This is a genomic window from Kitasatospora sp. NPDC001225 (genome assembly GCF_053597855.1).
Genome location: NZ_JBSFJC010000010.1, coordinates 1 through 12,650 on the forward strand (window position 1 = coordinate 1; position 12,650 = coordinate 12,650).

12 protein-coding genes and 1 pseudogene are annotated in these 12,650 nt (G+C 75.4%); 7 read left to right on the plus strand and 6 right to left on the minus strand.

The window, feature by feature from the left end:
* From ACWDCZ_RS05350 to ACWDCZ_RS05370, 5 genes and pseudogenes are all read left to right on the plus strand, one after another.
* Positions 1–284 (plus strand): annotated as a pseudogene (locus tag ACWDCZ_RS05350) (glycosyltransferase family 4 protein); the annotation flags it as partial.
* Positions 285–346: 62 nt separating this feature from the next.
* A complete protein-coding gene (locus tag ACWDCZ_RS05355; RefSeq protein WP_449815302.1) occupies positions 347–1,534 on the plus strand; it encodes a glycosyltransferase in 1,188 nt (395 codons plus the stop codon).
* Positions 1,531–2,415: an SGNH/GDSL hydrolase family protein gene (locus tag ACWDCZ_RS05360; RefSeq protein ID WP_449815258.1), complete on the plus strand. Its 885-nt coding sequence runs from the start codon at positions 1,531–1,533 to the stop codon at positions 2,413–2,415. Before ACWDCZ_RS05355 ends, ACWDCZ_RS05360 begins: the two co-directional genes overlap by 4 nt.
* A gap of 134 nt (positions 2,416–2,549) precedes the next feature.
* On the plus strand, positions 2,550–2,897 hold the full coding sequence (locus ACWDCZ_RS05365) for a VOC family protein (RefSeq protein WP_117492302.1): 348 nt from the start codon (positions 2,550–2,552) through the stop codon (positions 2,895–2,897).
* Between the two features lie 108 nt (positions 2,898–3,005).
* Positions 3,006–4,166, plus strand: a complete 1,161-nt coding sequence (locus tag ACWDCZ_RS05370; protein WP_449815259.1) for an NUDIX hydrolase — start codon at positions 3,006–3,008, stop codon at positions 4,164–4,166.
* A gap of 105 nt (positions 4,167–4,271) precedes the next feature.
* On the opposite strand, the gene ACWDCZ_RS05375 is transcribed toward ACWDCZ_RS05370, so the two are convergent.
* From ACWDCZ_RS05375 to ACWDCZ_RS05395, 5 genes are all read right to left on the minus strand, one after another.
* Positions 4,272–4,646, minus strand: a complete 375-nt coding sequence (locus ACWDCZ_RS05375; protein WP_449815260.1) for a hypothetical protein — start codon at positions 4,644–4,646, stop codon at positions 4,272–4,274.
* A gap of 95 nt (positions 4,647–4,741) precedes the next feature.
* Positions 4,742–5,137: a roadblock/LC7 domain-containing protein gene (locus ACWDCZ_RS05380; RefSeq protein WP_310593218.1), complete on the minus strand. Its 396-nt coding sequence runs from the start codon at positions 5,135–5,137 to the stop codon at positions 4,742–4,744.
* An 82-nt stretch (positions 5,138–5,219) separates the two neighbouring features.
* Positions 5,220–6,314 (minus strand): hypothetical protein, encoded by a 1,095-nt coding sequence (locus ACWDCZ_RS05385; RefSeq protein ID WP_449815261.1) that lies wholly within the window; start codon positions 6,312–6,314, stop codon positions 5,220–5,222.
* A gap of 4 nt (positions 6,315–6,318) precedes the next feature.
* A complete protein-coding gene (locus tag ACWDCZ_RS05390; RefSeq protein ID WP_074004516.1) occupies positions 6,319–6,702 on the minus strand; it encodes a hypothetical protein in 384 nt (127 codons plus the stop codon).
* A gap of 569 nt (positions 6,703–7,271) precedes the next feature.
* Positions 7,272–7,880, minus strand: coding sequence for a TetR/AcrR family transcriptional regulator C-terminal domain-containing protein (locus ACWDCZ_RS05395; protein WP_049652049.1), 609 nt, complete (start codon positions 7,878–7,880; stop codon positions 7,272–7,274).
* A 206-nt stretch (positions 7,881–8,086) separates the two neighbouring features.
* Here ACWDCZ_RS05395 and ACWDCZ_RS05400 point away from each other — a divergent pair, with 206 nt between their 5' ends.
* Together ACWDCZ_RS05400 and ACWDCZ_RS05405 are read left to right on the plus strand one after the other, a co-directional pair.
* A complete protein-coding gene (locus tag ACWDCZ_RS05400) occupies positions 8,087–9,730 on the plus strand; it encodes an amidohydrolase (protein ID WP_449815262.1) in 1,644 nt (547 codons plus the stop codon).
* A 266-nt stretch (positions 9,731–9,996) separates the two neighbouring features.
* On the plus strand, positions 9,997–11,511 hold the full coding sequence (locus ACWDCZ_RS05405) for an APC family permease (protein WP_449815263.1): 1,515 nt from the start codon (positions 9,997–9,999) through the stop codon (positions 11,509–11,511).
* Positions 11,512–11,608: 97 nt separating this feature from the next.
* On the opposite strand, the gene ACWDCZ_RS05410 is transcribed toward ACWDCZ_RS05405, so the two are convergent.
* Positions 11,609–12,616, minus strand: coding sequence for an MsnO8 family LLM class oxidoreductase (locus ACWDCZ_RS05410; protein WP_449815303.1), 1,008 nt, complete (start codon positions 12,614–12,616; stop codon positions 11,609–11,611).
* Positions 12,617–12,650 lie beyond the last annotated feature (34 nt).

The following is a 12,650-nucleotide window of genomic DNA, read 5'->3' on the forward strand; positions in this document are numbered from 1 at the left end:
ACCTGGTCGCCCACCACCGCACCGGCCTGCTGGTGCCGCCCCGGGACGCCGCCGCGGTGGCCCGGGCGGTCGCCGAGCTGGCCGCCGACCCGGCACGGCGGGCCGGGTACGGGCAGGCCGGGCGCGCCGAGGTGACCGCGCGCACCTGGGAGGCGGTCGGGGACCTGCTGCTGCGGCACTACGCCGAGGTGCTGGCGGAGCACCGCGGAGTGCGGCTGCCGTCCGCCGCCCCGGCGTCGGCCGCGCCGGTGGCGCCCGCCCTGTCGGAGGAGCTGCCGGCATGAGCTCCGTTCCCGACGGCGGGGCGCCTACGGCCGGCGCCTCGCCGATCGCCGGTGAGGCTCCGATGGCCGGCAGGGTCTCGGCGACCGGCGAGGCGCTGACGATCGTCCGGCTCGCCAACTTCGTCACCCCGGTCTCCGGCGGCCTGCGCACCGCACTGCGCCACCTCGGTGCCGGGTACCGGGCGGCCGGGCACCGTCCGGTGCTGATCGTCCCCGGGGAGCGGCGCTCCGAGGAGGAGACCGAGCAGGGCGTGGTGGTCACCCTGCCCGGCCCGGTGCTGCCGGCCAGCGGCGGCTACCGGCTGCTCACCGACCGGAGGGCCGTCGCCGCCGAGCTGACCAGGTTCTCCCCCGACCGGCTGGAGGTGTCCGACCGCACCACGCTGCGCTGGACCGGCGCCTGGGCGCGGCGGCACGGCGTGCGCTCGGTGATGGTCTCGCACGAGAGCGCCGCCGGCCTGCTGCGCACCTGGGGCCTGCCCGGTCCGCTGGCGGGCGCGACGGCCGACCGGTTCAACGCGGCCACCGCCCGCGCCTACGACTCGGTGCTCTGCACCACCGACTGGGCGGCGGCGGAGTTCCGGCGGATCGGCACCCCGAACCTGGTCCGGGCCCCACTGGGGGTGGACCTCGACGCGATGCGGCCGCTGCCGCCGACCGCACGGGCGGCCGAGCGGGCCCGGTACGCCGCTCCGGACGAGACGCTGCTGGTGCTCTGCTCCCGGCTCTCCGCGGAGAAGCGGCCCGAGCGGGCGATCGAGGCGCTGGCCGTCCTGCGGGCCCGGCGGCGGCCCGCGGTGCTGGTGGTGGCCGGCACCGGCCCGCTGCGGGACCGGCTGGCGGCGCGGGCCGCGCGGCTGCGGCTGCCGGTGCGCTTCCTCGGGCACCTGGGCGAGCGGGCGGAGCTGGCCCGACTGCTGGGCTGCGCGGACGTGGTGCTCGCCCCCGGCCCGGTGGAGACCTTCGGGCTGGCCGCGATGGAGTCACTGGCCTGCGGGACCCCGGTGGTGGTCAGCCGCTCCTCCGCGCTGCCCGGCCTGGTCGGGCTCGCCGGGGTGGCGGCCGTCGACACCGGCGACGGATTCGCCTCCGCCGTACGGCAGTTGCTGGGTCGGCCGGAGGAGCTGCGACGGGCCTCCGCCCGGGCCCAGGCCGAACGGTACGGCTGGCCGGCGGCGGTGGCGGCGTTCCTGGCGGCACACGGTGTACGCGACGACGAGGCGGTGGACGGAGGTCGGGGGTCAGGATGAGCATACTGGAGGCCGGGCGTGGCCGGGCCGCGGAAGAACGCCCCACGGCCGGCGAGCTGCTGCGCTTCGTCGCCCTCGGAGACTCGCTCACGGAGGGGGTCGGGGACCAGGTCGGCGAGGGCTGGCGCGGCTGGGCCGCCATCCTCGCCCACGCGCTGCCGCCCGAGGATCGGGACGTCGAGTTCACCAACCTGGCGTACAGCGGGGCGCTCACCACGGAATTGATGACACGTCAGTTACCGGGCGCGCTGGCTCTGCGGCCGCAGCTCGCGGCGGTGGTGGTCGGCGGCAACGACACCCTGCGCTCGGGCTTCGACATCCGGCGCGCCACCCTGGAACTGGACGCCACGATGGGGGAACTGTCCGGCCACGGCGCCAGGCTGCTGACCGCCTGCCTGCCCGACCCGGGCAGCCTGCTCCGGCTCCCGGCGCCGCTCGCCCGTCCCCTGGCGCGCCGGATGCGGGCGGTCAACACCGTGGTGCACGCCCTCACCGAACGCCACCGGGCGGTGCACCTGCACATCGCCGAGCTGCCGTGGCTCACGGAGCGCCGGCTGCTGAGCGTCGACCGCCTGCACCCCAGCGCCGAGGGCCACCACCTGATCGCCCGGCGCTTCCACGACCTGCTCACCGAGGCCGGCCACCCCCTCGGCCCGCCCCCGACCGCCGCTCCCGCCGAACCACCGCCGGGCCTGGCCGCCGACCTCTGGTGGATGGCCACCCGGGGCACCCGCTGGCTCGCCGCCCGCAGCACCGACCTCCTGCCGGGCCTGCTCGTACTGGCCGCCGCGGAGGGCGTCGCCCGCCTGCGCGGCGGGAGCCGGCGGCACGACGAGCAGATGGCCCGGGCCGCGGCGCAGGCCCTCGCCTCGCTGGGGTGAGGAGCGCGCCGGGGTGGCGGGGACGGCGAAGGCGGTGGAACCGGGGACTGTTGCGGAAGTGCGCGCGGCGGCGGGAGTGGCGTAGTACTTGTGGAGGGTCCCGGAGGCATTCCCGTTCTTGTCTGGAGTCGTCGATGTCCGTTCGCCGTGTCGTGCCCAACATCCGGTCGGAGGCCGCGCAGGAGAGCCGGGAGTTCTACGGCCTGCTGGGCTTCGAGGAGGTCATGAACCACGGCTGGATCATGACGCTCGCCTCCCCGTCCAGTCCGGCGGCGCAGGTCAGCTTCATGACCGGCGACAGGACCGCGCCGGTCACCCCCGACCTGAGCGTCGAGGTCGACGACGTGGACGCGGCCTACGCGGCCGTGCTGGCCGACGGTGCGGAGATCGTCCACCCCTTGCAGGACGAGGAGTGGGGCGTACGGCGGTTCTTCGTCCGCGACCCCAACGGCCGTGTGGTCAACGTCCTGGGCCACCGCTGACACCGCCGCTCCCCCACGACCGGGGACGGTGCCGGTCACGGCCGGGATCGGCGGGGCCGCTCGGCGGGAACCATCGGGGTGGCCCGGGTTGTCGTGTCCGGGGAGAGCGTGACGGAGGGAGTCGGGGTGGAGAGCTCGGGCGCGGTGGGCCGGGACGTCATGGCGGCGGCGGGGGTGCTGTTCTCCGACGGGGCCGGGCGGCTGCTGGTGGTGCGGCTGCCGTACGACCGGAAGCACCCGGTGGCGATCCCGGGCGGCGGGTGGGAGCCGACGGACCGGTCGCCGAGGGAGACCGCCCTGCGGGAGATCCGGGAGGAGCTGGGGTTCACGCCCCGGTTGGGGCCGCTGGCCGGCGTGGACTGGGCGCTGCTGCGCGAGGGCGACCGGCCGATCGTCGTGTACCTCTACTGGGCCGAGCCGCTGACGGCGGAGCAGGTGGCGGCGTTCCGGCCGGACACGGCGGAGGTCGGCGGCTGGACCTGGCTGACGGCGGAGCAGGCCGGACACGCCCTGCCACCGCGGCTGTCCCGCCGGGTGACGGCCTGTCTGCGGGCACCGGGCGACACCGGGCCACTGGAGCTGGAGGACAGCCGGCCGGTCGGCCACACGCTCGGGCGGTTGCCCGCCGACGCGCCGGCGCCCGAGTACACCGGACTGGCCGCCGCACCGGGGCTGACGCCGTCCGCCGAGGAGCCGCCGGAACCCTCGCAGCCGCCGATGGACCGGGCGACCTACTACGCCACCCGGCCGCGCATCCGGACCAAGGCGCGGGCACTGTTCACCGACGCCGCCGGCCGGGTGCTGCTGGTGCGGCTGCGGCCGTGGGACGGGCCGCTCGGGCAGGTGCCGCACTGGACGCTGCCGGGCGGCGGGGTCGAGGCGGACCGGGAGATGCCCCGGGCGGCCGCCCGGCGGGAGCTCCGCGAGGAGCTCGGCTGGGACGTGGAACCGGGGCCACTGCTGGCGCTGGACTGGCAGCCGGGTGCGGCGGCCGACCCGGAGGCGGACCCGGCGACCGGCCGGGACACCGCCGTCCTGGTGTACGTGTTCGACGGGGGCACGGTGACGGAGCGGATGCTCGACTCCCTCGTGCTGCCGGAGGACGAGCTGGTCGAGTGGCGGCTCTGCGACCCGGCCGAGGCGCGGACGCTGCTGACCGGCCCGTCCTGGGACCGTACGGCCGCCGCACTGGCCGCCCGGGAACGGTCGGGCGGACCGGTCGAGCTGGTGCGCGGGCGGAGCGTCGGGCCGGACCTGCCGCAGGGGTGAGGCCGGGTGGACGGAGCCCGGCGGGGCATGAGCCGCCGCCGGGGCCTCGTCCGCTTCCTCGCACGTCGGGCGCGGTGGGCCGGCGCGGCGCTTCGGGGCGCCGCGTCAGACCTCCAGCTCGGCCTCGATCCGGCCCAGCTGGTGGCGGGCCATCGCGAGGTTGGCGCGCGCCTTGTCCAGCGCGAGGTAGAGGAACAGGCCCTTGCCGGTACGGCCGGTGAGCGGGCGGATCAGGTGGTACTGGCTGGTCAGGGTGATCAGTATGTCCTCGATCCCGTCCTGGAGGCCGAGCATGTCCATGGTGCGCATCTTGGCGCGGACCACGTCGGTGTTGCCGGCGGCGGCGACGTTGAGGTCCAGGCCGCCGGGGCCGTCGAGGGTGGCCAGCGCCATGCCGCTGTTGTAGTCCACCAGGGCCGCGCCGATGGCGCCCTCGATGCTGGTCATGGCGTGCTTGAGCGCGCCGGCTGCGTCGGTCATCTGGGTAACTCCCGTTCTTTGGTGGGTGGTTCGGTTTCGGGCGGTGCGGTTTCAGGCGGTGCGGTTTCAGGCGGTGCGGTGGTCTGGTGGCGCGGTCAGCCCGCGTCGCGCGGGTCCTTGGGCACGAGGGCGTCGTTGAGCAGCTCCGCGATGCGCTGCGCGCTGCGGCGGGCCTCCAGGTGCAGCCGGCCGACGTTGACGTCGGGGTGCGCCAGCAGCGTCAGCACGCAGCTGCCGCCGGCCGCGTAGGTGGCGACGTAGCCGTTCTCGCCGCGCACCAGCGACTCGCGGAACTCGCCCTGGCCGGTGGTGTCGGCGAGCCGCTGGGCCAGCGAGAGCGAGGCCGCCGTCATCGCGGCCAGACCCGAGGGCTCGGTGCCGTGGGTGTCGTGCGCGATCAACAGGCCGTCCACGCTGGCGACCAGACCACCCGCGAGGTGCGGGACGCGGTGTTTGACGGCGCGCAGTTCGGCGAGCAACTCGGTCTCCAAGGCGATCAGTTGTCTCCTTCCGACACGCTGCTTGAGTGCCCGCCTCATGGCCGGAACGACGGGGTCGCGGGCGGGGAATGGGTCAAAGTCGGGCCTCCAGAAGGTCTCGGACCCGGGTCAGCAGCGCGATGTCCGGGTCGGGAACGGTCAGCGGGTGGGCCGCTGCCGTGGTGGGCGGGCGTTCTGATCGCGTGGGGGCGTCGGTCCCGGCGTCGGTCCCGGTGTCGGTCCCGGCGGGGGTGCCGCCGGCGGGGGTGCCGGTACGGGCTGCGGCGGGGTCGGCCGTGACCGGGGCTCCGGGGAGTCCGGCACCCCGGAGGCTGGCGCCGGGGATCCTGCGGTGCAGCCCTCCGGCCGGTCCGCTCGTGACCGGTGGGGGAACTTCGGGTGCCGGTACGGCCGTTGGCGACACCTCCGGCACCTGGGCCACCGTCGGCACGTCGGGCGGGCGCGGCACGTCGGCCGGACTCGGCGCGTCCAGCAGCCCGGCGGCGGCGAGCCGTCGGACGTCGGCCGTCACGCCGAAACCGGAGCGGCCGAGCAGCCGGGCCAGGTCGGCCGGGGTCCTGCGGCCGTCGGCGTGGTCCAGCAGTTCGCGGCGCCGGCGACCGGACGGGCGGTGGGAGGCTCGGCGGACGTGCTCGACCGGGCGGACGGGCGCGGTGTCGAGCTGCCCCCACGGCCAGATCCCGTCGAGCAGCTGCCGACGGCGTGCGACCTCGCGACGGATCCGGGCCGGGTCGACGTCCGCGACCGGTCCGAGCCAGTGCCTGGCGTCGGCCTCGAACCGCCAGACTCCGCCGCCCGGGTCGGCGAGGACGAAGAACGAGGCGTCGAACAGCGTTCCCAGGTGGCCGAGTTCGAGCTCTCCCCGGGTGAGCAGCCGCCGTTCGACGAGCTCCTCGCCGACCCTCGACCGAGGTCCGTGGATCCGGAGCAGCTCCGCCCAGCCCTCGGGGGTGATCCGGCCGCAGCCGATGAGCAGGTCGGCCAGGCCGGGGGCCCGGGAGGACTGGGCGGCGGCCACCCGCCCGTCGACCAGGTGGAGGCTGCCGAGCGGTCCGTGCAGGGCGCCGGTGGCGCGACGGTCGGCGAGCAGGGCGAGCGCCTCGCCCGGGGTCCTCGGGGTGGCGGCCCCCGCCCAGGGCGGCGGCGCGGTGCCGGTCGCGGCGGTCACGCGCTCACCCCAGCACCAGTTCGTCGGTGAGCGCCTGGAGGCGGAAGCGGGCGGCGGCGAGGTTGCCCTCCGCGCGGTCCAGCCAGAGGTGCAGCACGAGCCTGTTGTCGAAGACGGTGTCGATGAAGCGGATCAGGTGGTAGCTGCGGCCGGCGGTGACGATGATGTCCTCCAGCGGGGCCCGCCGGTCCTCCGTCACGGTGAAGGTCTGGCTCTCAACGGCCGCCCGCACCAGGTCGGTTGCCTCGGCGGCGGAGGTTTCGTGCTCTCCGGTCGGGCTGTCCCCGAGGCTGCCGAGGGCGAGCCCGCTGCTCCAGTCGACCAGGCTCGCGGCGCGGGCCCCGGGGATCGCCATCGCTCCGGAGAGGCATTCGTCGATACCGGGCACACCGGCTCCTTCGCGGGGTCTGGGCGGCCGGACGCAGCGCGGCGCCGACCGGTTCACCACCAGCAGTGGCTAGTTCGACACGGAAGGCTACTGCCGGATTCCATCGGACGAACATTCCGATGGCATATTCACACCGGCAACGGCCAGTTCCGGCCGAGAATTGACGATGCATCAGACCGGGATGGGAGGTGACGCCACTGGTGGGCCAGGGCGGTTGGAGCGCCGTTCACCGGCCGCCTGGCACGGGACCTTGGCCGATACCGGGCCGTGCCGGAGGGTTTCGTCATCGAAAGTGCGATAAGAGGACGAGCTCATGGAGCGCGAACACGCCGAAGGGGCCCGTTCCGTTGGACGGAACGAGCCCCTTCGATGGGAGCGCCAGGCCCGGATCGCACGGACTCTCCCTACTGAAAGTAGGGCGTGCTCTGGTAGCACCGCTGACGCCTGTTCGAGATTCGTTTCCCGGAAGATCACTTCCTCTCGACGGGAAGAACACTAGCAGGCCATCACGCCTGGTCAGAAATCGCGACCGGGGAGCCGCCGGGCGCTGCCGGGCCCGCCGGTGCCGGTCAGCCCAGCAGCGCCCGGTAGCCCCCGATCAGGGCGGTGAGCCCGAGTTCGAAGGCCCGGTCCGCGCGCTCGCGCCCGACGGGGACGGCGTCCAGGGCGTCGGCCAGCCTCGGGGTCGCGGCGCGGTCGACGGCGTCGACCATGACGTCCGGGGCGACCAGGTCCAGCGCCGAGCCCAGGATGAAGCTCTCCAGGGCGGTGATCAGGCCCATCACGTCCTGCGCGGCGAAGCCCGCGTCCTCCAGGGTGGCGACGGCCCGCTCGTACAGCTCGTGCATGAACGATTCGGCAAGCGGCGCGGTGGCGAGCAGCCGGACGATGCCGGGGTGTTCGGCGAAGGCGTCCCGGTAGGCGTGCGCCCAGGTGCGCAGCGCGGCGTCCCAGGGCTGGTCCCACATCGACTGCTCGCCGATCGTGCGCACCAGCTCGGCGCGCATCAGGGCGACGATCTCGGCCCGGCCGGCCACGTGGTGGTAGAGCGCGGAGGGGCTGACCTTGAGCGCACCGGCCAGCGCGGGGATGGTGAGGTCCCCCGCCTCGTCGACCAGCCGGAGCGCGGTGTCCACGATGCGCTGCCGGTCCAGCAGGGGTGTGCGCGGCCTGGGCATGCCCGGTTCCTCACCTTCGGGGCCGCCGGGCGGCCCGTCGGCCCCCGACAGACCAAGATCGTCGTTATCCAAGCGTTATTGAACGGCTTTCAGTAAAACCCTTCCGCACCCGCCGGTGCCGCGCCTACGGTAACCGAACCCCATTCGGTTAGGCAGGCCGCGCACCCGTCGGCCCGCCCTGCCCCGGAGAGGACGCACACCCCCGTATGCGTGCCGAAACGATCTTCACCGGCGGCCGGATCCACACCGGAGACCCCGCCCTCCCCCGCACCCACGCCCTCGCCGTCAGCGCGGGGCGGATCGCCGCCCTCGGCGACGCCGCCCTCGCCCTGCGCGACGAAGGCACCGAGACCGTCGACCTCGACGGCGGCGCCCTGCTGCCCTCCTTCGGCGACGGCCACGTCCACCCGCTGCTCGGCGCCATCGGCCTGCGCGGCGTGCCCGTCCGCGACTGCACCAGCGTGGCGCAGGTCGTGGCGGCCGTCCGCGACTGGGCGCGGCGCCACCCCGAGGCCGAGTGGATCACCGGCGACGCCGTGGATCCGTCACTGGCCGAGGGCGGGCTGTTCGACGCCCGGCTGCTCGACGCCGCCGTACCCGACCGGCCGGTACTGCTGCGCACCATGGACCACCACACCGGCTGGGCCAACAGCGAGGCTCTGCGCCGGGCCGGGTACGGGCCGGACACGCCCCAGCCGGTCGGCGGCGAGATCGTCCGACGGCCGGACGGCAGCCCGCTCGGCACCCTGCGCGAGTTCGGTGCGCTCAACCCCGTCCTCGCGCTCGTCCCGCCGCGGCCACTGGCCGAACAGGTCGCCGCGCTGCGGGAGACCACCGCCGCGCTCGCCGCCGCCGGACTCACCTGGCTCCAGGACGCCTGGGTCGAACCCGCGCAGGTGGACACCTGGCTGGCGGCCGTCGCCGAGCAGGACCTGCCGGTCCGGGCCGGACTCGCCCTGCTGCTCGAACCGGACGGCTGGCGCGAGCGGCTCCCCCGCCTGGCCGCCGACCGCGACCGGGTCGAGGCCGCCGGGCGCGGGCGGCTCAGCGCGCGGGCGGTCAAGTTCTTCGCCGACGGCGTCATCGAGTCCGGGACGGCCGCGCTGCTGGAGCCGTACAGCGACTGCCCGCACTCCCACGGCGTCGCCAACTGGACCGGCGCCGAGCTGGCGGAGGCCGTCACCGCCGTGGACGCGCTGGGCTTCCAGCCGCACATCCACGCGATCGGCGACCACGGCGTACGGATCGCGCTGGACGCCGTCGAGGCCGCCGCCCGCCGCAACGGGCAGCGCGCCCGCCGGCCGGTGATCGCGCACGTCCAGCTGGTCCACCCGGACGACCTGCCGCGGTTCGCCGAACTCGGGGTGATCGCTAACTTCGAACCGCTGTGGGCGCAGACCGACCCGCTGATGACCGAGCTCACCCTGCCCCGGATCGGCCCGGACCGCGGCTCCCGGCAATACCAGATCGCCGCCCTGCTACGCGGCGGCGCCCGGGTCTCCTTCGGCAGCGACTGGCCGGTCACCCGCTACGAGCCGCTCGCCGGGCTGGCCACCGCCGTCACCCGGCAGACGCCGGACGGGCTGCCGGACGGCGGCTGGCTGCCCGAGGAGCGGATCGGGCTCACCGAGGCGCTGGCGGCGTACTCGGCGGGCGTGGCGCACCAGGCCTTCGAGGAGGCCGAGTGGGGCGTACTGCGGCCGGGCCTGCGGGCCGACCTGGTGCACCTGGCCACCGATCCGTACGCGGTGCCGGCCGGTGAGCTGGCCTCGATCGAGGTGGCCGGCACCTGGCTCGGCGGACGGCGCACCCACGGTGGGCCGCCCGGCGGCGACCGCTCGACGCGCTGAGGCGCGCCCCGGCCGGCTGTCCGGCTGCGGCTGGTCCGGCTTGTCTGGCTTGTCCGGCTGCGGCTGGTCCGACTTGTCCGGCTTGTCCGGCTGTGGCTCGACGCGCTGAGACGTCCTGGCCGCCCCGCCGCCCCGCCCGGACGGATGTCCCGACCGGTTCCGGCCGTCCCCCACGGCGTCCGTGCCTCGTTCCCCGGTCGGCGGCCGACGCGTCCGCGCCGCCGACCGCCCTACCCTCGTACCCACGACCCCAGGAGAGCTCCCCCATGACCCTGCCCTCCGACGCGGCCTCCCCCGCCGCACTCCGTCCCCTCGACCCCGGCGCCCCTTCCGCCCCCACCTCCCCCGGCACCCCCGGCGGGCTGGAGCGCGGGGTGCTCGGCACCGGCGACATCGTCTTCTTCGTCGTGGCCGCCGCCGCGCCGCTGACCGTGATGGCCGGCGTGGCGCCGTTCGCCATCTCCTTCGGCGGCATCGGCGCGCCGGTCGCCTACCTGGCCACCGGCGTGGTGCTGGCGCTCTTCGCGGTCGGCTTCACCACCATGACCGCGCACATCCGCAACGCCGGCGCCTTCTACGCCTACGTCACCCGCGGCCTCGGCCGGGCGGCCGGGCTGGGCGCGGCACTGCTCGCGGTGCTCTCGTACAACGCGATCCAGATCGGCATGTTCGGCGCCTTCGGGTTCTTCGCCCACACCACGGCCGAGGACCTGCTCGGGCTGGACCTGCCCTGGCCGGTCTGGGCGCTGCTCGGGGTCGCGGTGGTCTGGTTCCTCGGCTTCCGCTCGATAGACCTCGGGGCCAAGGTGCTCGGGGCGCTGCTGATCGCCGAGACCGGCATCCTGCTGGTGCTCGCGGTGGCGGTGCTGGTCAAGGGCGGGGCGCACGGGCTGAGCCTGTCCTCGTTCGCCCCGGAGCACGTGTTCTCCGGCGGGATGGGCGGGGTGCTCGGCCTCTCCTTCGCCGCCTTCATCGGCTTCGAGGCGACCGCGATCTACCGTGAGGAGGCCCGGCAGCCGCAGCGGACCGTGCCGCGCGCGACCTACGCCGCGATCGTCTTCCTCGGCCTCTTCTACACCTTCGTCACCTGGATGATCGTGCAGGCCTTCGGCGACACCGGGGCCGTCGCGACCGCCACCGCCGACCCGGCCGGGATGTTCTTCACCGCGATGACCGACTACGTCGGCGGCTGGGCGACGGACGTGCAGCGGGTGCTGATCGTCACCAGCCTGCTCGCGGCGCTGCTCGCCTTCCACAACACCATCACCCGGTACGGCTACGCGCTGGCCACCGAGCAGGCAGCCCCGGCCGTGCTGGGCCGGGTCCACCCGCGGCACGGTTCGCCGTGGATCGGCGGCATCGTGCAGTCGGTGGTGGCGGCGGTGGCCGTCGTGGTGGCCGCGCTGATCGGGGCGGACCCGTACAACCAGTTCTTCCTCTGGGCGAACTCCCCCGGGGTGGTCGGCATCCTGGTGCTCCAGGCGCTGGCCGGTCTGGCCGTGTTCGCCTTCTTCCGCCGCAACCGGGCGGCCGCCGCGAGCGCCGGGGCGTTCCGTACGGTCGTGGCGCCGCTGGCCGCCACCGTGCTGCTGTGCGGGGCCACCGCGCTGGTGGTGTGGCGGCTCGACCTGTTCACCGGCGCCGGCCCGGAGGTCAACTGGCCGCTGGTCGCGATCGTGCCGGTGGTGTTCCTGACCGGCGTCGGGATCGCGCTGCGGCTGCGGGCCCGACGGCCGGAGGTGTACGCGCGGCTCGGAACGACCGAGGTCGACGCGGGCTGAGCGGCAGCGCCGGGCAGCGAGCGCCGGGCAGCCGGCGAGGCCCGGCCCGGACCGGTGACGGCTCCGCCTCCTCCGGGCCCGCTCAGGCCCGGCCCGCTCAGGCCCGGCCGACGGCCTCGGCGAGGAGCCGGTAGGAGTCCAGCAGCGCGGCGCGGTCGTAGGTACTGGTGGTGACCAGGAACTCGTCCGCCCCGCTGCGCTCCACCAGCGCCAGCAGCTCGGCGGCGGCCTGCTCCGGGGTGCCCGCGATGTGCCCCTTGAGCGACTGCTCGTACGCGGCCCGCTCCCGGACGGTCATCTCCCGGGCGAGGATCTCCGCCGCCGGGGCCAGGGGCGGGAACTCGCCATGGGTACGGGAGTACGCGCCGGACCAGGCCTCCGGGACGAGCAGCTCACGCGCCCGCTCGGCCGTCTCGGCGACCGCCACCGTGCCCGAGACCACCACGTACGGCTCGGCGGCGTGCGCCGAGGGGCGGAACCGGTCGCGGTAGCGGTCGATCGCCGCGAGCATCCGGTCCTCCCCGTGCGGGGCGGCGATCACCAGCGGCAGCCCGGCGTCGGCGGCCAGGTCGGCGCCCGCGCCGGTGGCCAGGACGAAGGCCGGGACGTGCAGGCCCTCGGCCGGCCGGGCGTGGACCCCGCGGTGCGCCTGCTGCGAGCTGTCGAAGTAGCCGAGCAGTTCGGCCAGCTGGGCACCGAACTCGTCCGCTGCGCCCTTCTCGCGCCCGAGCGCCCGCCGGACGCCGTCGGTGAAGCCCACCGAGCGCCCGAGCCCCATGTCGATCCGCCCCGGGAACAGCGCGGCCAGCACCCCGAACTGCTCGGCCACCACCAGCGGCTGATGGTTGGGCAGCATCACCCCGCCGGTGCCGACCCGGATCCGGGAGGTGGCCGCCGCCACGGCCGCCGCGAGCACGGTGGGCGCCGACCCGGCCACCCCCGGCACGCCGTGGTGCTCGGAGACCCAGAACCGGTGGTAGCCGAGCCGCTCCGCCTCGCGGGCGAAGGCCACCGTGTCCCGCAGTGCCCGGGCCGGCTCCTCACCCTGTCTGGTCCGGGAGCGGTCGAGCACGGAGATCCTGGTCGTGGGCGCAACGCTGGTCACGTCGGTGGACAACGCCCTCCTTCCGCGCGGGCAT

Coding starts and splice junctions, on each gene's coding strand:
- ACWDCZ_RS05355 (WP_449815302.1), top strand. CDS start 347: ATGGCCGGCAGGGTCTCGGCGACCGGCGAGGCGCTGACGATCGTCCGG.
- ACWDCZ_RS05360 (WP_449815258.1), top strand. CDS start 1,531: ATGAGCATACTGGAGGCCGGGCGTGGCCGGGCCGCGGAAGAACGCCCC.
- ACWDCZ_RS05365 (WP_117492302.1), top strand. CDS start 2,550: ATGTCCGTTCGCCGTGTCGTGCCCAACATCCGGTCGGAGGCCGCGCAG.
- ACWDCZ_RS05375 (WP_449815260.1), bottom strand. CDS start 4,646: ATGACCGACGCAGCCGGCGCGCTCAAGCACGCCATGACCAGCATCGAG.
- ACWDCZ_RS05395 (WP_049652049.1), bottom strand. CDS start 7,880: ATGCCCAGGCCGCGCACACCCCTGCTGGACCGGCAGCGCATCGTGGAC.
- ACWDCZ_RS05400 (WP_449815262.1), top strand. CDS start 8,087: ATGCGTGCCGAAACGATCTTCACCGGCGGCCGGATCCACACCGGAGAC.
- ACWDCZ_RS05405 (WP_449815263.1), top strand. CDS start 9,997: ATGACCCTGCCCTCCGACGCGGCCTCCCCCGCCGCACTCCGTCCCCTC.